Source organism: Anatilimnocola aquadivae, assembly GCF_049819085.1.
In the GTDB taxonomy this organism is placed as follows: Bacteria; Planctomycetota; Planctomycetia; order Pirellulales; family Pirellulaceae; genus Anatilimnocola.
Window position 1 is genome coordinate 2,466,709 of sequence record NZ_CP187419.1, and the last position, 23,948, is coordinate 2,490,656.

General features: G+C 58.7%; 23 protein-coding genes. 20 read left to right on the top strand and 3 right to left on the bottom strand.

Going from position 1 to position 23,948, the window contains the following annotated elements:
• Positions 1 to 191 precede the first annotated feature (191 nt).
• The 20 genes from NA78x_RS09970 to NA78x_RS10065 all read left to right on the top strand — a co-directional run bounded on the left by NA78x_RS09970 (position 192) and on the right by NA78x_RS10065 (position 20,253).
• On the top strand, positions 192 to 956 hold the full coding sequence (locus NA78x_RS09970) for an alpha/beta hydrolase (RefSeq protein WP_425618290.1): 765 nt from the start codon (positions 192 to 194) through the stop codon (positions 954 to 956).
• A 260-nt stretch (positions 957 to 1,216) separates the two neighbouring features.
• The gene (locus NA78x_RS09975) at positions 1,217 to 3,739 is read left to right on the top strand and encodes a tetratricopeptide repeat protein (protein WP_425618291.1); all 2,523 of its coding nucleotides are present in this window, start codon (positions 1,217 to 1,219) and stop codon (positions 3,737 to 3,739) included.
• Positions 3,740 to 3,782: 43 nt separating this feature from the next.
• On the top strand, positions 3,783 to 4,202 hold the full coding sequence (locus NA78x_RS09980; protein WP_425618292.1) for a hypothetical protein: 420 nt from the start codon (positions 3,783 to 3,785) through the stop codon (positions 4,200 to 4,202).
• A 6-nt stretch (positions 4,203 to 4,208) separates the two neighbouring features.
• Positions 4,209 to 5,093 carry a sensor histidine kinase gene (locus NA78x_RS09985; RefSeq protein WP_425618293.1) on the top strand — a complete coding sequence of 295 codons (885 nt, stop codon included), beginning with the start codon at positions 4,209 to 4,211 and terminating at the stop codon, positions 5,091 to 5,093.
• Entirely contained in the window at positions 5,090 to 6,508 is a 1,419-nt protein-coding gene (locus NA78x_RS09990; RefSeq protein WP_425618294.1) for a sigma-54-dependent transcriptional regulator, read from the top strand. The genes NA78x_RS09985 and NA78x_RS09990 overlap by 4 nt, the downstream gene beginning before the upstream one ends.
• A gap of 240 nt (positions 6,509 to 6,748) precedes the next feature.
• Positions 6,749 to 7,171 (top strand): flagellar basal body rod protein FlgB, encoded by a 423-nt coding sequence (gene flgB, locus NA78x_RS09995; RefSeq protein ID WP_425618295.1) that lies wholly within the window; start codon positions 6,749 to 6,751, stop codon positions 7,169 to 7,171.
• 32 nt (positions 7,172 to 7,203) lie between these two features.
• The gene (flgC, locus tag NA78x_RS10000) at positions 7,204 to 7,629 is read left to right on the top strand and encodes a flagellar basal body rod protein FlgC (RefSeq protein ID WP_425618296.1); all 426 of its coding nucleotides are present in this window, start codon (positions 7,204 to 7,206) and stop codon (positions 7,627 to 7,629) included.
• A gap of 33 nt (positions 7,630 to 7,662) precedes the next feature.
• Positions 7,663 to 8,007 carry a flagellar hook-basal body complex protein FliE gene (gene fliE, locus NA78x_RS10005; RefSeq protein ID WP_425618297.1) on the top strand — a complete coding sequence of 115 codons (345 nt, stop codon included), beginning with the start codon at positions 7,663 to 7,665 and terminating at the stop codon, positions 8,005 to 8,007.
• Between the two features lie 65 nt (positions 8,008 to 8,072).
• Positions 8,073 to 9,752, top strand: coding sequence for a hypothetical protein (locus tag NA78x_RS10010; protein WP_425618298.1), 1,680 nt, complete (start codon positions 8,073 to 8,075; stop codon positions 9,750 to 9,752).
• A gap of 41 nt (positions 9,753 to 9,793) precedes the next feature.
• Positions 9,794 to 10,954, top strand: coding sequence for a FliG C-terminal domain-containing protein (locus NA78x_RS10015; protein ID WP_425618299.1), 1,161 nt, complete (start codon positions 9,794 to 9,796; stop codon positions 10,952 to 10,954).
• A gap of 9 nt (positions 10,955 to 10,963) precedes the next feature.
• The gene (locus NA78x_RS10020; RefSeq protein ID WP_425618300.1) at positions 10,964 to 11,626 is read left to right on the top strand and encodes a FliH/SctL family protein; all 663 of its coding nucleotides are present in this window, start codon (positions 10,964 to 10,966) and stop codon (positions 11,624 to 11,626) included.
• 2 nt (positions 11,627 to 11,628) lie between these two features.
• Positions 11,629 to 13,014, top strand: coding sequence for a FliI/YscN family ATPase (locus NA78x_RS10025; protein WP_425618301.1), 1,386 nt, complete (start codon positions 11,629 to 11,631; stop codon positions 13,012 to 13,014).
• 6 nt (positions 13,015 to 13,020) lie between these two features.
• Entirely contained in the window at positions 13,021 to 13,494 is a 474-nt protein-coding gene (gene fliJ, locus NA78x_RS10030) for a flagellar export protein FliJ (protein WP_425618302.1), read from the top strand.
• Positions 13,491 to 14,210, top strand: coding sequence for a hypothetical protein (locus NA78x_RS10035; protein ID WP_425618303.1), 720 nt, complete (start codon positions 13,491 to 13,493; stop codon positions 14,208 to 14,210). Before fliJ ends, NA78x_RS10035 begins: the two co-directional genes overlap by 4 nt.
• Positions 14,207 to 15,826 carry a flagellar hook-length control protein FliK gene (locus tag NA78x_RS10040; RefSeq protein ID WP_425618304.1) on the top strand — a complete coding sequence of 540 codons (1,620 nt, stop codon included), beginning with the start codon at positions 14,207 to 14,209 and terminating at the stop codon, positions 15,824 to 15,826. Before NA78x_RS10035 ends, NA78x_RS10040 begins: the two co-directional genes overlap by 4 nt.
• Before the next feature lie 51 nt (positions 15,827 to 15,877).
• Positions 15,878 to 16,324: a flagellar hook capping FlgD N-terminal domain-containing protein gene (locus NA78x_RS10045; RefSeq protein WP_425618305.1), complete on the top strand. Its 447-nt coding sequence runs from the start codon at positions 15,878 to 15,880 to the stop codon at positions 16,322 to 16,324.
• 116 nt (positions 16,325 to 16,440) lie between these two features.
• Positions 16,441 to 18,894 carry a flagellar hook-basal body complex protein gene (locus tag NA78x_RS10050; RefSeq protein ID WP_425618306.1) on the top strand — a complete coding sequence of 818 codons (2,454 nt, stop codon included), beginning with the start codon at positions 16,441 to 16,443 and terminating at the stop codon, positions 18,892 to 18,894.
• Between the two features lie 65 nt (positions 18,895 to 18,959).
• On the top strand, positions 18,960 to 19,208 hold the full coding sequence (locus NA78x_RS10055; protein WP_425618307.1) for a flagellar FlbD family protein: 249 nt from the start codon (positions 18,960 to 18,962) through the stop codon (positions 19,206 to 19,208).
• Complete coding sequence (locus NA78x_RS10060; protein WP_425618308.1) at positions 19,208 to 19,984, top strand: motility protein A; 777 nt, start codon at positions 19,208 to 19,210, stop codon at positions 19,982 to 19,984. The genes NA78x_RS10055 and NA78x_RS10060 overlap by 1 nt, the downstream gene beginning before the upstream one ends.
• Positions 19,981 to 20,253 carry a flagellar motor protein MotB gene (locus tag NA78x_RS10065; protein WP_425618309.1) on the top strand — a complete coding sequence of 91 codons (273 nt, stop codon included), beginning with the start codon at positions 19,981 to 19,983 and terminating at the stop codon, positions 20,251 to 20,253. Before NA78x_RS10060 ends, NA78x_RS10065 begins: the two co-directional genes overlap by 4 nt.
• Here the strand turns inward: NA78x_RS10065 and NA78x_RS10070 are convergent.
• From NA78x_RS10070 to NA78x_RS10080, 3 genes are all read right to left on the bottom strand, one after another.
• Positions 20,212 to 20,754, bottom strand: coding sequence for a CinA family protein (locus NA78x_RS10070; RefSeq protein ID WP_425618310.1), 543 nt, complete (start codon positions 20,752 to 20,754; stop codon positions 20,212 to 20,214). The two genes, NA78x_RS10065 and NA78x_RS10070, sit on opposite strands and share 42 nt — an antisense overlap.
• A gap of 454 nt (positions 20,755 to 21,208) precedes the next feature.
• Positions 21,209 to 21,832 (bottom strand): hypothetical protein, encoded by a 624-nt coding sequence (locus tag NA78x_RS10075; RefSeq protein ID WP_425618311.1) that lies wholly within the window; start codon positions 21,830 to 21,832, stop codon positions 21,209 to 21,211.
• A gap of 193 nt (positions 21,833 to 22,025) precedes the next feature.
• Complete coding sequence (locus NA78x_RS10080; RefSeq protein WP_425618312.1) at positions 22,026 to 23,558, bottom strand: OprO/OprP family phosphate-selective porin; 1,533 nt, start codon at positions 23,556 to 23,558, stop codon at positions 22,026 to 22,028.
• Between the last annotated feature and the right edge of the window lie 390 nt (positions 23,559 to 23,948).

Here is a 23,948-nt window from a genome sequence, read left to right on the forward strand (position 1 = left end):
AGAACATCCCTTGATCGCCGAACTGTCCGTTCGACATTCAACGATCTGCTCGCGACTCGCAGCCATCATGGTCGCGACACACCTTCCGGCAACTGCAGTCGCAGCGTGCCAGCAGACACAAGTGCCAGTGCTCTCCCGCGCGCCAGGCAATTGTTGATTCCACGTCCCTTCGACCCCCTGCCGAGAACGGTATGAACCGCATCAACTCACTGGCTCCCTCGGTTCCGTTCAGCAACACAAACAAGAAGTCGCTGGTCACCGCGACCCGCAAGAATCGACAGGTGCCGGCACCTGCCGGGATTCAAACCTTCGCTCCCTTGCACTACGAACCCAACTACGCGTATCCGCTGTTGGTTTGGATTCACGACGATGGGGGCGATGCCCGCGAGTTGCAGAAGGTGATGCCTCTGATCAGCATGCGGAACTATGTCGGTGTTTCGATCTCGGGCGAAGTGCTCGCTTCGGGGCGTGGTCATGCTTGGCGTCAATCGTCGGAAGGGACCATCGCCGCCGAGACACAGCTGTGTGACGCGATCGAGCTGGCAACCCAAAAATTTCGCATCCACTCGCAGCGAATCTTCCTCGCCGGCAATGCTGCTGGTGGCACGATGGCCCTGCGACTGGGCCTGCGCAATCCCGACCGCTTTGCGGGCGCCATGACGCTGGGCGGCAGCTTTCCGACCGGCCAAGCGCCGCTGGCGATGTTGACCGCTGCTCGTCGCCTGCCGCTGTTTATTGCCCATTGCCGCGATTCAGAGCGTTACCCAGTTGAGCAACTGTGCGACGAACTTCGCCTGTTCCACACTGCTGGTTTGGCGGCCACGATTCGTCAGTATCCCTGTAGCGACGAAGTCACCACACAGATGCTGAAAGACGTCGACGTGTGGTTGATGGAACGCGTCACGGGCCAGCCTTGTGAACCCGTACCCGCGCCGATTCCCGAAGAGTGGAATTAACTCGCGCGGAAGCAACTCGCGGCGGTCGATTCGCTGGCGAGCATCTTGGCGCAGCGCTGACAATTGTTGAATCGGCGGCTGCGCATCGTTGCCAATGTTGCCGCGACCGTTGCTTGGCGCTAGCAAGGCAATCAGCAGGCTAGGCGAGTGAATCTCAATTGACACTCGCAGGCGATTCGCGGTACAAACGCCCGCGGTACTTTCGCATAATTCTCATCGACCGCTGACAGGACGTTAGCGGCTGGGGCAAGTCGTCACGGATGACTGACGCGCACGCAAGCCCGTCGCACGAGAGCAAGGCCCGGTTTTCACTGGCCGCCATCGCTCGCATTCTGCCCGCAGCCAGAAAGAGTCCACTGAAGGTCGGCTTGCCATTGCTGCTGGCTCTGGTGGCGTTTATCGGCGGCTCGGCCTATGCAACTTCACTCTATTTTTCGGCCGAGCCGGAGAAGATCACCGTCGAGGGCATTCTCGCTCCCTTCGACGAAGGGCTGCTAACCGAAGCTCGACAACAAGCGGCCGCGATTCGCTCGCAGCCAGAACTGGACGAGGCCACACAGTCGGCTTGCCTGTTTGTACTGGGCGCGGTGTTGGCCGACGAAGCCGATACACCAGTTCAGCCCTCGCAGCGTCGCTTGTTGAATCTGATTGCCGCGCGCTACTTGGATCAATCGCGGCAGTTGGGCTTTCCCGAGAACCGAGAGGCACAAGGCGTGCTCACCTTGGCTCGCGCGTTGCATCGAGCCAATCGCTACGTGCAGGCCGCGCCTCTGTTGAACGAAGCGCTCTCGAAGAATCCCGATTCCGCCATTGAGTTGAAACAGGCACTCACCGATTGCAATCTCAAGATGCAACCGCCGCAGCCGAAGGTGGCGCTGCTGCACATCGAGCAGTTGCTCAAACTGTCTGGTCTGTCGCCACGACAACGGGACGAGGCGCATCTGCTGGCCGCGAATGTCCACTTTGCCGCCAACAACATCGAGGCCTGCGAACAGGTTCTTTCGCAAGTGCTGGAAACGTCGTCTGCCTTCCCTCAAGCCCAAGCGCTTGCCGCGCGCGTTCAACTGCAGCGACTGCCGTTACCGAAGCCTGGCCAAGTGCTGACGGCCGCCGAGCAACAGCCGCTGCAAACACTGATCGCCGAGTTGCAACCCTTGGCCGAACGCAAAGGACTCGAGCCCGGCGTAGCGGCTCGGCTTAGCTTGCTTCTGGCACAAACTCACGAGCGGTTAGGCAAGCAAAAAGAGGCCGCTCACTTTTATGCTCGCATTCGCAAGTTGCACCACGGCTCGCCCGAAGCGGTTGCCTCGACATTTCTCGAAGCCGATTGGCTCTCGGGTGCGGGCCAGGTAGAGGAGTCACTCACGCTCTATCGCCGCGGACTGCAAGAGGCTGGTCCCGGTGAAACCTACAGCAACGATTGGCTGCCGCGAGCTGAAATTCAGCAGCGCTTGGAACTTGCCGTTCGTCGTTATCAGGAGCAGAAGGCGTTCGCCGAAGCTGCCGAACTGGCCGAAGCGGCGGCGACATTGATTGCCCTGCCGCAAACGCTGCAGTGGCGAGCAGAAATCGAGCGTGCCTGGTCGGCCGATTTGCTCGCGCATCTGGCGGGGCGCTCGCGAGAAGAGCAAGCGACCCTGCAAGCAGAGGCCCGTGCCCATCTGCGCGAAGCAGCGGCTCGAGATCGCGAACTGGCAGCGGCCCGCATTGCCACTCGCAGTTATCCGGACGATCTGCTTCGCTCTGCCCAGACGTACTTGCAAGGCCACGGCTACGAACAGGCGGAACAAGTCTTTCGTCAATTCCTACAGCAGCAAACCCGCGAAGGTCAGCCGGAAGCACTCGTCGGACTCGGCCAAGCTTTGCTCGCGCAAGGACGCAACAGTGAAGCGCTCAGTACGCTGGAGCAGGCTCGGCAACTTTTCGACAGACACCCGATCAACTATCAAGGGCGGCTGCTCGCCGCCGCGGCATTGCAAGAGCAGGGGGAATTGGCCGCTGCCCGTGAGTTGCTGAGTGCCAACCTATACGGTTCCGCGCTCACACCACAAAGTACTGAATGGCGAGATTCGCTTTTCGCACTTGGCCGGATTCAGTTCCGGCAAGGGATGGTACACGAAGCTCGCAGCCGTAATGTCGCCCAGCAAGAGACCGAAGAGAAACGACTCGCCGAGTCGTTGCGTGAAATGGAACTGGCCGCTGGCTTCTTCGAAGAATCGATCAAAACGCTGACTGAATCCACGCAGCGTTTTCCCACGGCTCCGCAATCGATTGCGGCTGGCTACGAAGTGGCCGAAGCCTATCGGCATGCTGCCAAGTGGCCACGCCAGCGTTTGCAGGTCGTGACGATCGACTCGACACGTCAACAATTGCACAAGCAACTGCAGAGTGATTTGAATTCAGCGGTGGCCGAATACACCCGACTCATCGAGCGACTCGCAGATGACCAGGAAAGCAGCCGGGCAGCTGTCGACTTGAAGGTTCTGCGCAATTGCTACTTCAACCGCGCCGACGCGCTGTTTGATCTGGGCCGCTACGAAGAGGCAATTCAAGCCTACTCCGCTGCGACGAACCGCTATCAGCACGAACCCGAATCACTCGAGGCTTACGTGCAGATTGCCACTTGCTATCGCCGGCTCCAACGATACTCCGAAGCCCGCGGCACCCTCGAACAAGCCCGCGTGGTGCTCGAACGTATTCGTAGCGACGCCGATTTTGCCAAGACCACCCGCTTCGATCGTCAGCAGTGGATTCAACTCCTCGAATGGTTCAGCACTCTGTAACCAGACACGCCCTATGAACGATTCCCAACAATTAGCCGCCTGCATGTCTCGCAAAGCTCAGCTACTCGAACTGCTGCGCCGCTTGGGCGAAGCGCAACTATCGCTTGTCAACGACGGGGATATGTCGCGGTTGATGCAAGTCCTCACTTCGAAAGAATCGCTGCTGACTCAGTTGCAACAAGTCGAACGGCAACTCGATCCCTTCCGCAGTGAAGATCCCGAGCGACGTCACTGGGAATCTATCGCAGCCCGCGAAGCTTGCCAGCGCGATGCCAATCGCTGCAGCCAGCTCCTCAGCGAGATTGTGGTGCTCGAAAAGAAGTCCGAAGCCGAAATGATCATCCGCCGCGACGCCACAGCCCTGCAACTGCAGGGAATGTATGGATCGCAAGAAGCGCAAGGCGCTTATGTAACAGCATCCGTGTCTCTGACCACCTCTCTCGATCTCAGCATGGAAGGCTAACTCAACATGACGACCTTGCTGACTTGTCCGCTGCCCGAAAGCTCCGCTTCGCCGCTTGCCGCCGAGACGGTCGACTTGCAGATGATTCTCGCTGCGTGGAACGAAGCCACCGACCGGCTACAACACACGCACGAAGCATTGCAGGCCGAGGTTCGCCGGTTAAGCGACGAACTGGAAGACAAGAATCGAGAACTCGCCCGACGAAATCGTCTGGCTGATCTCGGTCAAATGGCCTCGCATGTCGCTCATGAAGTGCGCAACGGGTTGGTCCCAATCAAGCTCTACTTGAGTCTACTGAAGCGACGCATTCGAGACGACGCGGAAGGCATTGCGATTGTCGATAACGTCGACACCGGCTTTCGCGCGTTAGAAGTGATCGTCAGCGATCTGCTCCACTTCAGTGCCCATCGCGATCCTAAGCTTCAAGACATTTCGCCAAGTGCGCTCGCCCACGACCTGTGTCAATCGTTGCAGCCGCAATTCGTCGCGCAGGGAATTCAGGCTGTGATCGATGCTCCGCTCGATCTGCGGGCAACAGCTGATCCGGATATGCTCCGTCGAGCTTTGCTCAACTTAATTCTGAACGCCGTGGATGCCATGCCCAATGGCGGGCAACTCCATGTAACGGTTAGCGAAACGTCGCTCGGTATCGAACTCGAAGTCGCCGACAGCGGGCCCGGCTTGCATGCTGACGCGCTCGCGCGACTTTTTGAACCTTTCTTTACGACCAAAAGCAACGGTACCGGTTTGGGCTTGGCAATCGTCGAACGGATTGCGGAAGCTCACGGTGGCCAGATCCTCGCCTCCAATTGCCCCGAAGGTGGCGCAGCCTTCACGTTCTGCCTGCCACATCACCCGCTCACTTCACCGCCCGAGGAGATCCACGAATGACCATGACCCAGGAATTGACCATGACTGGCCGCGTGCTGGTTGTCGACGATAATGCCCGTGGACGCCAATCGATGGTGGACGTCCTCCGTCACTCACAGCACGAAGTGTTTGCCTGCTCGAGTGGACGTGAAGCATTGCAATTGCTCGACACGGAAACCATCGACGTGATCGTGACCGATCTGCAAATGCCCGGCATGACGGGACTCGAACTGATCCGCGCGCTGGAAGCTCGTAAGTTCGATGGCCAGGTCGTGATGGTTACCGCCTTTGCTACGGTCGAAGCGGCCGTGGATGCCATGCGTCACGGCGCGTTCGACTTTATTGAAAAGCCCTTTGATGCCGACCAACTAGAACAGCTCGTCGGTCGCGCCCTTCGCCAAGGCGGCCGCAACGAAGCCCGCTCACAGATTCTGCCCATCGTGCCCGATTGGCACGGCCTGATGATCGGCACCAGCGAACCGATGGCGACTCTCCGCCGCCGCATTGCTCAGGTCGCCCCCACCGACGAGACCGTGCTGATCACCGGCGAAAGTGGCACCGGCAAAGAACTAGTCGCTCGCTGTTTGCACGCTGCCAGCCGTCGGGCAACCGGTGCCTTCGTGGGGCTCAACTGCCCGGCTCTCTCGCCGCAGTTGATGGAAAGTGAACTCTTTGGACATGAACGGGGCGCCTTCACCAGCGCCGACGCGCCGCGCGTAGGACGCTTCGAACTGGCCGATCGCGGTACCATCTTGCTAGACGAAATCACGGAAATTGACATGCCGCTGCAAGCCAAGTTGCTGCGAGTGCTGCAAGAGAAGACCTACGAGCGAGTCGGTAGCAGCCAATCGCGCACCACGAACGTGCGTGTGATCGCTTCGACGAATCGCGACCTGCGCCAGGAAGTTTCCGGTGGTCGCTTTCGCCAAGACCTGTACTATCGCCTGGCCGTCGTGCTGCTCGAAGTACCGCCGCTTCGTCATCGGCTCAGCGATGTGCCGCTCCTCATTCAGCATGTCGCGCAGCAAGTGGCTGGGCGACTGAATCGCGAGCCTGCTCAGTTTTCGAAGTCAGCCCTCGATCTGCTCAGCCATTATCACTGGCCGGGCAACGTGCGCGAGCTCGAAAACCTCGTCACTCGCGCGAGTGTGTTGGCCTCGGACCAGGCCATCTCGGCCGACGACATTCAAAGCTGGCTGCTCGAAGGTGAATCGCTTGCCTCGCTGGTGCAACCAACCAATGATGCCAATCCACTTTCCGCCGGCATGAAGTTGGAAGACATGGAACGTCAATTGATCGAAACCACGCTCGATCACTACGACGGTCACCGTGCCAAGGCCGCGCAAGCGCTGGGAATTGGCATTCGCACCCTGACGAACAAACTTCGGTTATATGGATATGCTCCACGGGCGAAAGTGTTTGCCCGTGTGGCGTGAGCCTATCCAGCGAGCGGAAAGAATTGCCGATGCAGAGCGGCAATAGTTGCCGCTGGCAATGACAGCAGTCCAGGTGCTTATCTTAACCACGCAGCTTCGCTTTCACGCCCGTTCTATTGCCGCGACCATGACTTACGCACTTCATCAACCATCCGCCCGACCCTCGCGAATCGAAAACGAGATTCGTGGGAACGGAACTTGCGAATATCGTCACCCTACGCCCCCTAGTGAGGCCAACTGATGTTGCCCAACTTGCTTGCTTCCACGAATATCCCTGTCCTGCAACAAGTGCTCAACTTTGCGCAGGCTCGGCATGGAGTGCTCGCCGGTAACATCGCGAACATCAACACGCCCGGGTACCGAACGCGAGACCTGAACGTCGAGGTGTTCGAACAACGTTTGAAGCGAGCAATCGACCAATCGAACAACGCCATCAATAATCCACAGCCTTTTTCGGAAGGGATATCGCTGCGAGATCCGGAAGACCCGATTCGCAAAGTGAGCGAATCGATGACCAACCTGCTCTATCACGACAGCACGAACATCGACCTCGAACAACAAGTCACCGAAATCAACAAGAACCAGATCATGCACAGCCTGGCACTGCAGGTGATGACGAACCAGATGCAACTGTTGCAAACAGCGATTAGCGAACGCGTCTAACCCATTCGAACAACAGTCACGGAGGACCAGCGATGATTTCAGCCCTCGATATCAGCACCAGCGCTCTTGTCGCGCAGCGGATGCGACTCGACGCGGTCTCGGGAAATCTTGCGAACCTCAACTCGCAGACTCGCGGCCCCAATGGCGAGATGCAGGCCTACGAAGGCCGCTATGTGATGTTCGAAGTCGATCCGAACAACGCGACGCCGTACGGAGCCCAAGGGGTCAAGGTCTCTGCAGTCGAAACCGAAACCTTCGAACCTCTGTATCGTTGGCAGCCCGACCATCCATACGCGGTGAAGGAAGGCCCCAAGCGAGGTTACGTTGCGTATCCCAAGATCAACATGCAGACCGAAATGGTCGACGCACTCGTCGCCTCGCGGGCCTACGAAGCGAACCTGGGTGTGATGGAAATCACCAAGAACATGACCCAACAAACCCTGCGGATCATTGGCTAGTTGCATCCTTAGTGCACGACACGTGAGTCGGTTATGAATCCTATCTCTGCCACCAGCTCGTTCCCCGCTTCGCAACTAAACATTGCCAAGCTCGGTCAGCCACAGCTCGATGCACTCAGTCTGCAGCCGGGACAAGCGGGCGAAGCAGCCGGCGCGCAGCAACCGTTCAAGAACATGCTGCTAGAGGCCCTGGGCCAGGTGAACAACATGCAACAAGAGGCAGACCAGGCCGTTCAGCAGTTGGTGACCGGCGGCGATGTCAATCCTGCCGAAGTCCTCACGTCGCTGCAAAAGGCCGATATGTCGTTCCGCCTGATGTTGCAGATTCGCAACAAGCTGGTGAGTGCCTGGCAGGAGGTAAACAATATTCGGATCTGATTCGCCTTAGCACTATGAGTGTCGCACGCAGGATGCATGCACGGTAAACACGCAGGACGCACACGATGGACTTTGTCAACAAACTCTACGCTCAGCTGGCCGACGTCTTTAAGTCGATGACACCGGGCACGCGCATGGCCGCGGGTTTGCTGCTGGCCGTCATTGTCGTAAGCCTGGTCTACCTGTTTCAGTATCAGGTAGTGGCCGGCGATGAGTACCTGCTCGATGGCCGCGCGTTCTCCGGTTCCGAGATCACTGCCATTGAAGCAGCCTTCGCCAAAGCTGGCCTGGGACAAAGCGTGGTGAGTGGCAATCAGATCCGCATTCCTCGGGGACAAAAGCAAAAATACCTGGCCGCGATGGCCGAAGAGCACGCACTTCCTGCCGACTTCAGCCTGTACATGAACAAAGCGACCGAAGCGGACAACCCGTTCTCTTCGACGCGTTCGCTGGAACTACGCCGCTCGCATGCCAAGCAAAAAGAGCTGGCCCTCATCATTTCGCGGATGCGTGGCATCGAATCGGCGACGGTGCAGTTTGACGAAGAGCAACAGGGAGGCCTCTCGCGGCAGAAGAAGAAGACCGCCATGGTCGCCGTGCAAACGGTTGGCACTTCGCTCAGCGAAGAGCAAGTAAAAGCCATTCGCAACGTCGTCGCTTCGGCCTATGTCGGCCTCGACCGCCAGAATGTGACGATCACCGATATCGCCAGCCATCACACCTACGGCGGTCAGCCGGGCCCCGGCGGTTTTACGGACGACGACAGCATCTATGCCTCGCACAAAGCCAAATTCGAGCGCGAATGGCAACGGAAGATTTACGATCAGCTGGCGATGATTCCGGGCGTGATCGTGGGTGTGAATGTCGAGCTGAACCCCGAACTGGCCCACAACACGTCGTTGATCAAGCTCGACCCCAAGCCCATCACGGTGCAATCGGCCGAGTCGAGCAAAGAGATGACCGCGACGCAGCCTAGCATCGGCGGTCGACCCGGCGCCGAGTCCAACGGCGTGGGAGGCAATCGTCCCATCGCGGTGAATGCTGGCGGTAGTGCCGGACAATCGCAAACGACCGAATCTCGCAGCGAAACTCGCAACATGCCGGGGCACGAACAAACGCTGATCAGCAAGGTGCCGCTGGTTCCTTCGCAAGTGACGGCCTCCATCGAAATTCCCGCCAGCTACTACGTGAAGGTGTGGAAAGAACGTCGCCCCGTCGGTCAACCCGCCGCTGATCCCGACGCAGTCGCGCTGTCGAACATCGAAAACGAAACTCGCAAGCGGATCGAAGAAACCGTGCGCAACTTGTTGCCGCCGGTGGCGCAGGGAACCAACCCGTACCCCCATATCACGGTCTCCACCTTCACCGATCTGGCTGGAGCACCCATTGTTGCCCCCAGTGTTGCCGACAACGCTCTCGGCTGGCTCTCCGATAACTGGCGCACGGTTGCGATGCTGGGCGTTGGCTTGATGAGTCTGATGATGATGCGCGGCATGCTGAACTCGAAAGCCACTTCCGGCCCTTCAGTGGCTGGAGCATCGGCCGCCGCACTGACTGGTTTGCACGATGACGGCACCGCTGAGCAAGACGAGGTAAGTGTCAGCAGCGATGGAGCATCATCGCCGCGACTGAAACGATTCAATCCTTCCGGCAGCAACCTGAAGGAAGAACTGCAAGTGCTCGTGAAAGAAGATCCCGATGCGGCTGCCAATATTCTGCGCACCTGGATTGGCGAAGCAGCATAGTCCTGACCACAAGAACTCGCTTTTAGAATTCATTGTCCGACATGTTCAACTCGCAAACACAACCGGCTTCGCTCTCGCCGCTGCAAAAAGCAGCGGTGCTGATTCATTCGCTGGACATGCGTTCGGCCGATGCACTGCTCGAGCAGATGCCGCCCGAGCAAGCCACGCGAGTGCGCGAAGTGTTGATGCAATTGGACGATGTTCCAGCATCGCTGACGCAGGCTGTGATTGGTGAATTTCTCGGCAATGGCGGTCGCTTGCCGCCAGTTGCTCAGCCCGCCACTGCAGCACCCATCAACGACGGCGGCGTCGAACTCGACTTGAGTCCGGCGATCGAAGACGTCAAGTTTACCGCCACAACCGCTTCGACAACTCATCTCAATCCCTTCTACTTTCTGCGCGATGCCAGCCCCAGCTTGCTCGCTGACTACTTACGCTCTGAACATCCGCAGACAGTGGCCGTCGTGCTCGCGAATGTCGATCCCGACCAAGCCGCCCGCGTGCTGGAACGCTTGCCGAGTGAACTCAGCACCGAGTCGCTCGCGCGGATGGCCCGTCTGTTTCAGCTGACCGACGAAGTGCTTGCCGATCTGGCTGATGAGATTCGCCAGCAACTGTTGCCACGCATCGAAGCCGAGCGTCGTCCGCAGGGACTCGCGGGCGCGAGCGCTGTTATCTCGGCTCTCAACGATTCGCAGCGCAAACAGATGCTCGGTCAACTCGCTAGTCGCGATCACGCATTGGTCCGTCAACTGGGATATCTCGACGCGGCCGAACCGCGTCGTGCACAAGCTGCACCAGCGCCAGTGCTTCCATTGCACCGCGAAGTTCTCGCGCCAGTACCCGTGTCCGCTCGCAGCGAGCAACCAGCCGTGAGCTTTGCGCAACTGAACAAGCTGAATGACGAGTCACTGAAAAAAGTCTTTGCTGCCGCCGATCCGCAGGTGATCTTGCTGGCCTTGACCGGTGCGGAAGACAAGCTCGTGCAACGGATCTTGCGACAGTTGCCGGGAACCGCCGCCGCTGCGTTGCGGCAGCGTTTAACGCATCCCGGTGCCTTACGGCTACGCGATGTCGACGATGCTCAACGACAAGTAGCGCAACTGGCTGTCGATCTGCACGACCAACGCGTCATCCACCTGCCGTTTCTGGCTGCCTCGAAGCAACCTCTTCCGAATCAACACCTGAGCCTGCAATCCTAACGGTCCCCTATGGCTGGCATCATCAAAGCGGCGAACGCAACTACCGGCGAATTGAACGGCGTAGGCCAGCCGTTTCAATTCGGCGACATGGGGAGTGCGTACCTGCAAAAGGTGCGCGCGGAAGCGGCCGCCATCGTTCAGCAAGCCCGCGATGAAGCAGCCAAGGTGAAAGCACAGGCTGCCGAAGATGGCAAGAAAGCGGCCATCGCAGCGGCAGAGGCAACGCTCAAAACGCGGATCGATCAACAACTGCAGGCGCTCACTCCGACCATTCAAAACGCCGTGCAGCAGATTCAACAATCTCGGCAGGTGTGGCTCAAACACTGGGAAGATCACGCGCTTCGGCTCTCGCTGGGGATCGCCGAACGCGTGATTCGTCGGCAGATTCAATTGCAGCCTGAGATCACGCTCGATCTTGTCAAAGAAGGCCTAGAGCTCGCCGTTGGCCACGAGCATATCACGGTGCGACTCAATCCGGCCGACCATGCCGCGCTCGGCGACCGTGTGCTCAAGATTTCACAACATCTAGCTCGTCTCGGGCAGGTGCAAGTGGTGAGCGATCCGCAGGTCACGTCGGGTGGTTGTCGGATTGATACCGAATTTGGCAATGTCGACCAGCGCATCGAAACCCAGCTCGACCGAATTGCCCAGGAACTAGGCGGCAGCAACTGAACATGGCCGATCATCTCTCCCAACTCGAAAGCATCCTGCCCGTGGGCCTTACCGGTAGCATCGTGCGCACCGAAGGACTCGTTGCTGCAGCAGGTGGCTTTCCCGCGCCCGTCGGTGCTCTCGCCAGAATTCAGCGCCAGGCCGCCAGCGATGTCGAAGCCGAAGTGATTGGCTTTCGCGATGGTCTCACACTTCTTTATCCGCTCGGCGAGATGAACGGCGTTCGTCCCGGCAGCCGGGTGACGCTGCATCGCACTTCGCGCATGATTGGCGTCGGCGATGAACTGCTCGGCCGCGTGATTGATGCTCAAGGCAACTGGCTCGATAGCCTGCCGCAGCCGATGCTCACGGAACGTGTTCCTCTGGGTCGCAAACCGCCACCAGCGCTGCAACGACCGCGCGTACATGAGCCACTTTCAACCGGTGTGCGCGTCATCGATGGCCTGCTTACCTGTGGCGTGGGCCAACGCTTGGGGATCTTTGCCGGCTCCGGTGTGGGCAAGAGCGTGCTGCTGGGCATGATGAGCCGCTATACCTCGGCTGATGTGAACGTAATCGCTTTGATTGGCGAACGTGGCCGCGAAGTGAACGAGTTTCTCGAACGCGATCTTGGTCCCGAAGGGCTGAAGCGAAGCGTGGTGATTGTTGCGACCAGCGACGAGCCAGCGCTCGTGCGCGTGCAAGCTGCCATGACCGCCACCGCCGTCGCCGAATACTTTCGCGATCAAGGGAAGAGCGTGCTGTTGATCATGGATTCTCTCACACGGTTCGCGATGGCCCAGCGTGAGATTGGTCTGGCTGCTGGCGAACCACCAACCACGCGTGGCTATCCCCCCTCGGTGTTCGCGATGCTTCCCCGCCTCGTTGAACGTGCGGGACGTAACGAACTGGGCAGCATCACGGCCTTTTACTCGGTGCTAGTCGAAGGCGATGATACGAACGAGCCCGTCAGTGATACCGTTCGCGGCTTGCTCGATGGCCACGTGATCCTCTCTCGGAAGTTAGCCGCGCAGGCGCATTTTCCCGCGGTCGACGTGCTCGGCAGCATCAGCCGTTTGTTCACTGACATCGTTCCCAAGGAACAGCGGGCAGCCTCGCAAACAGTTCGGGAGTTGCTTTCTGCTTATCGCGATCACGAGGACTTGATCTCGATTGGCGCCTACCGTAGCGGTGCGAACCCGACCGTTGATATGGCCATTGCAATGCGCGATGAACTGCAAAAATACTTGCGACAAGCTGTGGAAGACCGATCGAGCGTCGAGTTGTCTCGGGCTGCTCTCGTGCAACTTGCCCAGAAGTGCCTGGCCTCGCGCAAAGCCCCGGCGGCGAATGTCGCTCAGGCCGCGAATGCACCCACCATTCGAAAGGCAGGCCAGCCCGTCGGCTGATAACTCATGCAAGCTTTTCGGTTCCGATTACAGACAGTCCTGCGCTTGCGAATCAACGCGCGCGATGAGCGGCGGACTGAACTCGGCCGCGCCATCCGCGCTGCCGAAGTCTTGCGCGAGCAACAAGAAAAGGTTGCTGCCGAGGCAGTCGAGAATCACGAACACACTCGCCAGATGATGCTGCGGCAAGCGGCCTCGAGTACCGGCGTGAGCGTCGATGCATTGCTGAATGCTCATCGCCATGCACTGCTGCTAAAGGCGCAAGCCGCTCAACTCGTGGTGCAGCAGAACCAGATTGCGACGGAAATTGCGAAGCGGCAGAGCGCACTGGTCGAGGCCGATCGCGAAGTGCGCGTGCTGGAAAAACTGCAGGAGAAGCGATTCAGCGAGCACGAGCAATTGGCTCTCGCGCAAGAACAACGTGAGTTTGACGAAATCGCCATCGTGCGTGCCTTCCGCCAACGGGAGGGTGCCCAATGAAAATTGTCGGTTGGCTCGGAGCAGCGTTTCTCGCTTTCTGTGTTGCTACGGTCGTATCGCTCGCCGTGTTGGTGAGCATGCTGTGGACCAAGGGTGCGCTCAGCGGTGATCGCTCGCTGGCGCTGATGGCCGCCCTATATGGCATTCCCAACGATGCCAAAGCAGCGGCTGAGAACACCAAGGAAGGCAAGAACCCCGAACAGCCTTCACTCGAAGCTGTCGTTGAGCGCCGCGCGCTGGCCAGCCTGGATTTGGATTTGCGGGAAAGTGCGCTCGACAAGTCTCTGCAAGATTTGCGGAACCTCGAATCACAAATCAAGACCGAGCGGCAACGACTCGATTTATGGAAACAGTCCTTCGATAGCCGCATCGCGACACTCGAGAGTGGCCGTTCCGACCAGGCGATCGTCGAACTGCAGCAAACGATCGAAGCGATGCAGCCCAAGCAAGCGAAGGAACAACTTCTGCAGATTTTGAACACGCCGCCGCGCGGGCCAGAAGATCAACCGCTAAACGACGTGGTGAACCTGCTCAAGAACTTGCCGCTCGACAAGCGGAAGAAGATCCTCGCCGAATTCAAGCTGCCGGAAGAGACCGAAAAACTAAGCGAAATCCTGCGAGAGATTCGCCTCGGTACGCCCGAGAGCGAACTGCTTCGCGACACACGCAAACAACTTCAGCAGCAACTGAATCCCAAGAAACAGGGGCAGCCATGAACATTCGCCCAACCGATTCACCAGCGCTTGCCGCCGCCACCGACTTGTTCGCCGTGGTCGCGCCTGCACGCGGAGATTCGTCGGCCGATTTCCACTCTGCCCTTCGCTGCGGAACGACTTGCCCGGCTCCCCCACAACCCCAGCCATCACCGGCAACCGAGAGTAAGAAGAGCGATCCATCGGTCCCCTCCGCAAGTGAATCTACTCGGCAAGACTCGGATGCTGACGATGAGCCAGTGGCCGTTGGCCACACGGATGACGCCAGTAGCGAACCGGCAGAGCCCACAGCAGAGGCGACGGCGGCTCAGCCTGTTGCTGCCGAGGGAGAAGCGGACGATGACCAAGAACAAGAGGCCCGCGATCTGGCAGCCGAATCGTTGATTGCCGTTTCGAATCTGCACTCGACCAAGCAGTTGGCTGAACCTGTCCAAGCCGCTGCCGAAGAGCTTGTCGCGCCTGTAGAGGCCGTGAGTAAGGAATCAGTCACGGAAGCACCTGTGGCCGAAATTGAAATACTCGGCAAGAAGGCGAAGGGCCAGCCAGAAGTCGCAGAAGCAGTCAGCGAGATCGCACCCGTTGTCACATGGACTGCTACGGTCGATGCTGAAGTTACCGAGCCAGTTATTGATCCAGCGGCCGCTGAAAACGCGCCGAAGTCAGAGGCACACGGCATCGGAGTCTTGCCTTCGGCACTCGCCAGCCAGGCACAAACAGCGGCCAAGGCGAAGCAAGACGAAAAATCTGGTGAGGGCACCAAGGCGAGTGTGAAGACAGCAGGGACTGTTACCGCGAAGGGTGACCAAAGCATTCAGGAAGCCGCAAGCGAAACGGCGGAAGTCACCATAGAGCAAAACAACCTTCCTGGTGACGAAGAACCTAGCGAAAAAGCGGCCAACAAGTTGCTGGAAGTTGCCCCCGCGCATGCCGCGAACGATACTGCTCTGCTGCATCAAGCCGCCCCAACGGAAAGCCAGGTTAAGAGTCCAGAAGTGTCTGCACCTACCGCTTCAGCGACGAGCGGGCCTGAGGCAGCCGCGAACACTGGCGATAAGAATAACGCGACCATTCAACCGAACAGCCTGGCGGCCACGAATGCTGCCGTGCAACGCTTGCCCGCCCATGCTTTGGTGCGCGGTGTGGCCAGCGGGAATGCTGAATCTTCACCGGTCCATGTCGATGCCGCGAAGTTTTTGCAACGAGTGGCCAAGGCCTTCGAATCGGCCAAGGAGCGAGGCGGCGAGATTCGCCTGCGCCTCAGTCCTCCGGAACTCGGCGCGCTGCGAGTTGAAGTCATCATGCATAACGATGGCCTGGTGGCTCGCGTCGAAGCAGAGACTCCCGATGCGCGCCAGGTGTTGCTCGACAATTTGCCGGCCTTGCGCGAGCGACTCGCCGAGCAAGGTTTACGCCTCGAACGATTCGATGTCGATCTTCAGCAAAGACAACCCAGCGAGCAACAAACCGGCGGCATGCCCGATCAGCCACAAGGTCGCCAGCCTGGCTCAAGCCCAGGGACACCGCGAGGTATTGCTGCGCCGCGGACAACGGCTGGCGATCTCTCGCCGGCTCCAACAGCCAGTGGTTGGACCGATCGTCAACTGAACGTAATCGTTTAAACACAGACCATACCTGCCCAGGACGGGCGAACGAACGCAAGGAAGCTAATCATGGCCGTCGATGGCATTGGTACCACCAACACAACCGACATTACGAATCCCCCGGGCAAGAAGAAGACCAAGGATCTGAAGGATCTCGATATCAACGAGTTCCTGCAGGTGATGATCTCGGAACTCACCAACCAAGATCCTCTCAACCCGATGGACAACACGCAGCTTGTGCAGCAGATCGGTAGCATTCGCGAGATTGCCGCCACCGACAAGCTGACGACTTCGCTCGAAACCGTGCAAGCGGGCCAAAGCATGAGCACCGCCAGCGCGCTCATCGGCAAGAAGATTAACGCGCTCACCGACGAAGCCGAAAACATCACGGGCATCGTCGAACGGGTCACAATCGATGTCGACGAAGACGATTCCAGCAAGCGAACTTACCGCGTACACGTCGATGGCAAGAACATCGACCTGAAGAACGTCCGCGAGATTCTGCCCGCCACTTAACAAATCACCTTCTGCGCGCGAATCTCAGCTCGCGCGTTGGTCCTGCCAGATAGTCGCTGAGAACAACGTCCCCCACACAGTCAGATTATTAACCTTCCGGAACGGAGGATTTCGTCATGGGTCTAGCATCAGCACTCACCACCGCACTCACGGGTATGACCGCGGCCGAAACGCAGGTCGACGTGGTCGGCAACAACCTGGCGAACTCGCAGACGGTTGGTTTCAAAGCTTCGACATCGGTGTTCGCCACCCAGTTTTTGCAAACGCAAAGCTTGGGTTCGTCGCCCACGCAAGGCAGCGGCGGTACCAATCCTCGGCAAACGGGCCTCGGTACGCGCGTGGCAGAAATCACGCCCGACTTCACGCAAGGCACGATCGAAGTCAGTGCGAACACTTCGGACCTCGCGATTCAAGGAGATGGTTTCTTCATCGTCGAAGGTTCGCAGGGTGAGCAGCTTTACACTCGCAACGGTCAATTCAAGACGAACTCTGAAAACGAACTGGTGACCGTTACCGGTAACCGCGTGCTGGGGTTTGGTGTCGACGATCAATTCGATATCCAAACGACAACGCTGGTGCCACTCACGGTTCCCCTGGGGTCAGCCGCCGTCGCGCAGGCTACTCAAAATGTGTATCTCGAAGGCGTCCTCTCGCCCTCCGGCGACATTGCCAACACCGCCGGTGTGATTCAAAGCGCCACGCTGGGCGATACGGCGATTCCCCGTCCCGATGTGGCCGGTGCGACGCTTAATGTTTCTCCGATTCCTAGCTCGGCTGGCGTCACTCGCACCACGACCGATGGTGGTGGTACTCACGCTGAAGGTGCCACGTACCGCTATCGCTTTGCCTATGTCGACGACAGCGGCACCGAGACAATCGCGTCTACCGAAGTCAGCTACACCATTCCCGCGGGCGATACACTGGCGAACAACAGTGTCGACCTCGGCAACCTGCCCGCTGCAAGCGGCAGCTACTCGCAGGTAAAAATCTATCGCACCGCTGCGGGTGGCTCCAACTTTTTTGAGCTCGACACCGTCGCAGCCGGCAGCAACTACGTCGACGACAACTCCGTGGCGCTCTCGTCCACGCCACTCGACGATACGACCATCAACGGCAACTACAGCTACCTGGTGACCTACTCCCGAGCTGGTGAAGAAGAAAGCCGCCCGTCGTTGCTGCTCGGTCCCCAGAACATCGTGAATGGCCGCGTGCAACTCTCGAACCTGCCGGCGCCACCCGTGCCACCGCCCGGTGGTGGTTTTCCGGCCTACGACACGGTTCGTATTTATCGCAACCTGTCGACCGATACCAGCCGCTTCTATCTCGTCGGTGAAGTCGCCCCGGGTGAAGAGTTCACCGACAATCGGAGCGACGCCGCCATCTCCGACTTGAACGTCGTTGCGAATAAAGAAGTCGATCTCGACGGTCCTCGTGTCGACAGCAATACGCTGCTCACGAACGTCATCAAGCGTGACGGCTTGAATTACGAACCGATGTTCCAACTCGGCACGCTGGAGTTTGCGGCGCGCAAGGGTGGCCGTTCGCTTGAGCCAAAAGAATTTGAAATCACTGCGACCTCAACGGTGCAGGATCTGGTCGACTTCATGCAGAACGCGGTGGGCATTCAAACGTCGCTCGACGATCCGCAACATCCCATTCCCGGTTCGCAAAACAACATTCCTGGCGAGAACTCGGTTCTCTCCGCCGGCATTGTGTTCAACGACGGGCAGATTCGACTCGTCTCGAACAATGGTGTCGACAACTCCATTGAAATCGACATTTCGAGCTTCAAGATTACCACTCCCGATGGCGAAGTCATTACGCCGAACCTAGGCTTCGGCAAGATTCAAGATCCGAAGGGCCAAAGTGCGGTTACCGACTTCATCGTTTACGACACGCTCGGTATTCCGCTCAGCATTCGGGTGACGAGCGTGCTCGAATCGGTAACCGACTCAGCGACTGTGTATCGCTGGTACGCCGATGCCGCCAACAACAGCCCGCTCAACGGCTCCGAAATCGCCGTCGGCACCGGCCTGATTACGTTCGATGGCAAGGGCTCATTCGTCAGTGCGACCAACGATCGCGTGACGGTCGAACGCCGCAATATTCCCTCGTCTGATCCGCTCGAATTCGAACTCGACTTCTCGTCGGTCTCCGGCCTCGCCCAAGCCAAGAGCAGCCTCGCTGCAGCCCGGCAAGACGGTTCGGCCGCTGGTACGCTCAGCAGTTACATCATCGGTGAAGACGGCACGATCCGTGGCGTTTTCAGCAGCGGTGTGACGCGTGACCTGGGGCAGATTCGTCTCGCCCGCTTCGCGAATCCGACGGGTCTGGAGCAAAAAGGCCAGAACATGTTTGGCCAAGGCGTGAACTCGGGCTTGCCCATTGAAGGGAATCCAGGTAACGACGGTACTGGCAAAATCATTGCCGGTGCGGTCGAACTGTCGAACACCGACATTGGTAAGAACCTGATCGACTTGGTGCTCGCCACGACTCAATACCGTGGTAACGCGAGGGTCATCACCACTGCCCAGCAGTTGCTCGACGAATTGCTGAACCTGCGCCGCTAAGCTCGTAGCGTGAACTAGCAGGCTCACGAGGATTGGAACGCCAGAGCAAGGAGGCTCGGCCAGACATGATCAAGCTCACTCGTCTCGATGGCGAACCGTTCATCTTGAATGCGGAACTGATTCGCTACATCGAATCGCGACCCGATACGTTCGTCACGCTCACCTCGGGCGAGCGAATGATTGTGCGCGAGCCGATGGACGAGGTGATGCTGCGGGCTGTCCGCTATCAGCAGACGAAGCTCCTGTTTCCTGCGCCGGTGCCTAGTCGCGCCGGCGGTCAGCAAGACCTGGCTGCCAAGCAGGAGACCGCTTGATGGATCTGGCGACGTTACTCGGATTGGGGCTGGCGCTGAGCATGATTGTCGCGTCGGTCGTGATGAGCGGCGGAACGCCCTACGCGTTCTACGATTCGGCTGCGATCACCACCGTCTGCGGCGGGATGCTCGCGGCGCTGCTCATTTGCTTTCCGATCACGACCGTGGCGAAACTGCCGAGCGTCTTGTTTCGTCTGGTCTTCCCACAAACCACAAACACTAGTTCGCTCGTGCAGCGCCTCGTTCGTCTGGCCGAGATTGCCCGTCGCGATGGCCTGCTGGCTCTCGAACATCGAGCCGAAGAAGGCGAACACCCGTTTATTCGCTTGGGCGTCGAACTCGCCGTCGATGGGACTCGCCCCGAGATGCTGGAAGAAGTGCTGCGCAGCGAGATCGACGGCATGGCTCGTCGCCATCGCGAAGGAAAGGGAATGCTCGATCAACTGGGTCGCAGCGCACCGGCCTTCGGACTGATTGGCACGCTCCTGGGCCTGATCGTCATGCTCGGCAACATTAGCGATCCTTCGAGCATTGCTGGTGGCATGGCCGTGGCACTGATTACGACACTCTACGGCGCAGTCCTCTCCACAGCATCCCTATTGCCGATGGCGGAGAAGCTTGCCTATTACAGCCGGCAAGAGATGCTCACTCGCGAGATCATCATTCGCGGCATCCTGGCCATTCAAGCCGGCGAACATCCGCGCTTGATCGCTCAGCGATTGAAGGTTTACTTGCCACCAGCGGCCCGCGTGCAGCTCGAAAGGGGCACCGCGTGAGCTCGCTCGACCGCGAACCTGTTGCCGATCGGACACCCGATTGGCTCATCACCTACAGCGACCTGATGACGCTGCTGCTGGTGATGTTCGTCCTGCTCTTTTCGCTAAGCGAGTTCAAGCAGAGCGAGAAGTTTCAAGGCGTCGCCCGCTCGATCAATGCCAAGTTCGGCCATCGCGACCGTCCTGCCGAGCAAGCCGTGCAACTCGAGGCGATCATCAGCAGTAATCTACGCGCCGCCCAAGAACGGCGAGCCGAGCTGCTGAAGTAGTTGCTCTAGCGCTGCGGCAACAGCTAACTTTTGCCGTGCCAAGCGATTGAGATCGCCCGGCAGAACCAGCCGATGTACACGAACGGTGATTTTGCCGGACAATTTTCCCCGAGCTGCCACCATGCGCTCGGCGACACCGATGAAGACGAGGCCATCGAGTTCCGGCGGGGCATGGGGTCCAAGATGCCCGGTGATCGAGACGCCGATGTCCGCTTCGGGAATGATCTCGAGCAGTCCCTGCACCATTCTCTGGGCCACGACTTCGCTGACGGGGCCCGGATTGGTGAGCAGCGACTTGGGGACCTTCAGCAGGGCCTCCTTGGTTTCGTTGCGATAGGTTACGACACCGCCGCAGTGCCAGGCCGAGATTCCCGGTACGGCCGTGAGTGCTCCGGACACAAGTCCGCCGGTGCAGCTTTCAGCAAAGGCCACCTTCCGTTGCTTCTCCGTGAGGAGCCTCGCCACACGGCGGGCCAGCGAGGCAATGGTCGTTGCGGGCACTTGGGGATTCTCCCTGTTCTCTGCCGAGATCCGGCGTGTGGTGCAAAACCTGACAATGGACGATGTCACGCGATTTGGAGATCAGAATTTAGTGCCGAAATCGATTGGAAATCGTGAAAAATAAGTTGCGACATACTTGACAACGATTCGCCATCATGAGTTAATAGCGGGACGTTCTCTCAAAATTTGGTGGCAGAGATGCGAGCGGTGCTGCGTGTTACCGTTACGTCCTATTCGCAGGTTGGTCACGATCGCAATTTAGGTTCCTGTCCAAGAACTAGCCAGGTTATTGGACAAAAGGAGTGAGTAGAAAAAGTTGCCCGAGTGTCACAAGTGACTACCGGCAAAGACTTCCGACAAAATGCAGGCTTGGGTACCTGTCCAATAACCCGGCGGGTTGTTGGACGTTTTGGTGTGGGGCTGAAGGCGAATTGGCTCAACGGGCCGTTCTCTCTTACTTGTTGAACGGCCACAGGAACCAACTTTTGGCCGATGCGGCGCGCTTGGCTGGGGCAGTGATGTTCGGTCCGGTGTTGGAATTGCTCGCCGGTAGAACCGCAGCAGCGGGCGTGGTGAACGATGCCTGCTGGATCTCGTTGCCGACGATTGGGCGGGGAGCTAGCGACTGAGGAGTCGGCGACTGGGGCTGCTCGCCGCCGGCAAGCTGCAGCTTATGTAGATCTTTCTCGCTGGTGACGCAGTGTGTCGCGCATTGCTCACAGAAGGTTTCGACGACCCACTTGTAGGTCTTCTCTTCTTTGTCGACGGTGGTCTTCTTCAGCTTGGTCCGCGTGTAGACGTCCGCACATTGGGGAACCCAGTTCACTTTGCACTTCTCGCAGCCATTGCAACCAGGTGTGCATTCGTATCCACACTTTTTGCTCGGGCCGGGAACGCAAAAGTCTTCGCACTCGCACGAGTAGACGGTCTTCGGCACTTTCTTGATTTCGCACTTCACGTGGCACACCTTGCGGATGCACGTGTTGCAGCCACATTCGACACAGCATTCTTGCGCGATGGTCAGCGCGGTCGAGAGAGCGACAATCGCCCCCGCAAACAGATAAGGCAAGCTTCGCATGACGGGGTTCCTGGCGAATGGGATTTGTTATTGGGTTGGTTTGTTGAGTTAAGTAGGCCGACGCGTCAGCGAGGTTGAGTGGAGGTCGTATTACGTAGCGGGCCCCTCACCCCAACCCTCTCCCTGTCTCATCGTGGAGTACCACGTGTACCGAGGGGAAGGGAGTTAGGAAGGTAGAGGACTGATGTTTGAGCTAGTAGTCCACCTGCACGCGGCTGACGAACAGGTCGGCATTGCTTTGACCGCGGGCAGTGTTATCGAGCATCGCGTGGATCCAGTTGCCCTGGATTTTTGTGTGCGTGTTGAGGAACCAGGTGATGCCGAGCGTCACGTCTTGCAACGTGCCGTTGCCGGCCTTGCTGGTTCCCGTGTAGGTATTGGTTGCGGGCACGTAGTAGTGGCCATCGAGAAAGTCGGGATTGCGCAGATCGATGATCGACCACCGCGCGGCGACTTCCCAAGCACCCCAGCCGCAAATGCCGTCGTCTTTGAGGGGGATGAAGTCGGTGTAAGGAACCAACTTGCCAAGCGTGCCGGTTTTCTTGTCGTAGACGCGGTTCTCGCCGGTCAAGCGATAGGCAGCTTGGGCATAACCACCTTGATAGTAAACGCTGCCCCACGGCGTGCTAACAAGCGAGCCCATGTACTCGGCCGTGATGCCCCAGGGCCCCCACTGCGTGACGGTTTCGACACCGAAGAGATTGAAGTTATCCGCTTCGAAGCGGCCGGTATCGACAAAGGTGGGCGTGCCGTTCGCGGCCGAGCCGAACGAACTAGGAAATTCTGAGAAACCGAGCGGGCCAAACTCGGGAGTGGTGCGGGCCTGATAAAAAGGACGTGGACTGCCGATGTTGCCGGCGGTGCCACTGCCAACGGCATCGTTGGCACCCAGTTGTGCGTACGTGTATCCCGCGCCGACGTGCCACAAGTAGCGATCTGGAGCCAGTTCGTCATAGTGCAACAGGTGTGTGGCCCGCGTCGCAAACGAATAACCGCCGACGTCGCCGATATCGGTGGCAAAACGAGTGTCGCCCAGCGGTGCGTTGTTGAAACCGCCCGTGCGATACAAGCTGTGCGTCCATTGCGTCATCTGATCTTCCGACTGATTTGCCGCGGAGATACCGGTTTTGCGGAACGGCACCAAGGCGAGAAACGGCAATGAGCGTTCGAGGAACGTGAGGTTGCGAAAGCCGGTGAGCGAGTCCACGCTGAAGGGCTGACAGAAATGGCCGATCTTTACTGCACCGAGAGCCGGAATATTGGCTTGCTCGACGTAGCAGTCGAAAAAGCTTGGGCGGCCGGCCGTCGCAAAGTCCATTTCAATTTGATACGCAGTGAACTCGGCCACTTTTCCTTGCACAGCCAGGCGAGCGCGGCGAAAGCCAGTGCCGTCTTGAGCATCGCCGACCGTTTGGCGATTCGCGAGGCTTTGCGAATAGAAGGCAGAATCGAGTTGCAAGAAGCCCGTGGTCTTGAAGGTGGGGAAGGCCTCTTCCTTTTTGGCCGCGGGCTTTTCCTTCTCACCGGCCGTCTTCATTTTCTTAAGAACGTCGTCGAGCTTGTCTTCGAGCTCAGCGATTCGTTCTTCGTTGGTGAGTTCGGGCGGAGCAAGGGCATCGGCGGCGGCAGCGATGTGAACGTCGTTGGGCGGCTGATACACAGCGGCGGGTGCTGGCAGAGGAAACTCTTGCGCGCGAAGTGACGCCGCGCAAGAAACCAGCGCCATGGCAAGCAGAAGGCGGCTAAGTGAATCCATCCGAGGCATCGTGAACCCTTCCGGGGTGCAATCAGGTTGCCTCTGGGTGTTCCAGTCAGCGACGCAGTATTTCAAGCTGTCAGGATTTGAATGGGACGCAATGTGGCGAACCTCGCTGGCCAACGCTGGCAAGGTCGCCCGAGATCGCAGTCTTTCACTGGGCGGTAGGATCGCTGCTACCCTTACAAGTCATCGGTCCGGCATATTCAGACGTTTGAGCAAATCTTGGCGGAGCGCCGTCGCAGAATTCCTGCGTCGCCTATTTCGACACGAGGCACGAAGCACGGAGCATTGCAAGTGAGCCGCGCGAGGCAGATACTGCTGGGGTTCACTACTTACTGCTCGTTTTCGCCCCCTCCA

Bases quoted from the DNA above. Each gene is read 5' to 3' on its own strand.
- NA78x_RS09990 (WP_425618294.1), top strand. From the start codon at position 5,090: ATGACCATGACCCAGGAATTGACCATGACTGGCCGCGTGCTGGTTGTC.
- NA78x_RS10040 (WP_425618304.1), top strand. From the start codon at position 14,207: ATGAACATTCGCCCAACCGATTCACCAGCGCTTGCCGCCGCCACCGAC.
- NA78x_RS10055 (WP_425618307.1), top strand. From the start codon at position 18,960: ATGATCAAGCTCACTCGTCTCGATGGCGAACCGTTCATCTTGAATGCG.
- flgB (WP_425618295.1), top strand. From the start codon at position 6,749: ATGTTGCCCAACTTGCTTGCTTCCACGAATATCCCTGTCCTGCAACAA.
- NA78x_RS10020 (WP_425618300.1), top strand. From the start codon at position 10,964: ATGGCTGGCATCATCAAAGCGGCGAACGCAACTACCGGCGAATTGAAC.
- NA78x_RS10075 (WP_425618311.1), bottom strand. From the start codon at position 21,832: ATGCGAAGCTTGCCTTATCTGTTTGCGGGGGCGATTGTCGCTCTCTCG.
- NA78x_RS10080 (WP_425618312.1), bottom strand. From the start codon at position 23,558: ATGGCGCTGGTTTCTTGCGCGGCGTCACTTCGCGCGCAAGAGTTTCCT.
- flgC (WP_425618296.1), top strand. From the start codon at position 7,204: ATGATTTCAGCCCTCGATATCAGCACCAGCGCTCTTGTCGCGCAGCGG.
- NA78x_RS10025 (WP_425618301.1), top strand. From the start codon at position 11,629: ATGGCCGATCATCTCTCCCAACTCGAAAGCATCCTGCCCGTGGGCCTT.
- NA78x_RS10045 (WP_425618305.1), top strand. From the start codon at position 15,878: ATGGCCGTCGATGGCATTGGTACCACCAACACAACCGACATTACGAAT.
- fliJ (WP_425618302.1), top strand. From the start codon at position 13,021: ATGCAAGCTTTTCGGTTCCGATTACAGACAGTCCTGCGCTTGCGAATC.
- NA78x_RS10015 (WP_425618299.1), top strand. From the start codon at position 9,794: ATGTTCAACTCGCAAACACAACCGGCTTCGCTCTCGCCGCTGCAAAAA.
- fliE (WP_425618297.1), top strand. From the start codon at position 7,663: ATGAATCCTATCTCTGCCACCAGCTCGTTCCCCGCTTCGCAACTAAAC.
- NA78x_RS09985 (WP_425618293.1), top strand. From the start codon at position 4,209: ATGACGACCTTGCTGACTTGTCCGCTGCCCGAAAGCTCCGCTTCGCCG.
- NA78x_RS09975 (WP_425618291.1), top strand. From the start codon at position 1,217: ATGACTGACGCGCACGCAAGCCCGTCGCACGAGAGCAAGGCCCGGTTT.
- NA78x_RS09970 (WP_425618290.1), top strand. From the start codon at position 192: ATGAACCGCATCAACTCACTGGCTCCCTCGGTTCCGTTCAGCAACACA.
- NA78x_RS09980 (WP_425618292.1), top strand. From the start codon at position 3,783: ATGTCTCGCAAAGCTCAGCTACTCGAACTGCTGCGCCGCTTGGGCGAA.
- NA78x_RS10035 (WP_425618303.1), top strand. From the start codon at position 13,491: ATGAAAATTGTCGGTTGGCTCGGAGCAGCGTTTCTCGCTTTCTGTGTT.
- NA78x_RS10010 (WP_425618298.1), top strand. From the start codon at position 8,073: ATGGACTTTGTCAACAAACTCTACGCTCAGCTGGCCGACGTCTTTAAG.
- NA78x_RS10060 (WP_425618308.1), top strand. From the start codon at position 19,208: ATGGATCTGGCGACGTTACTCGGATTGGGGCTGGCGCTGAGCATGATT.
- NA78x_RS10050 (WP_425618306.1), top strand. From the start codon at position 16,441: ATGGGTCTAGCATCAGCACTCACCACCGCACTCACGGGTATGACCGCG.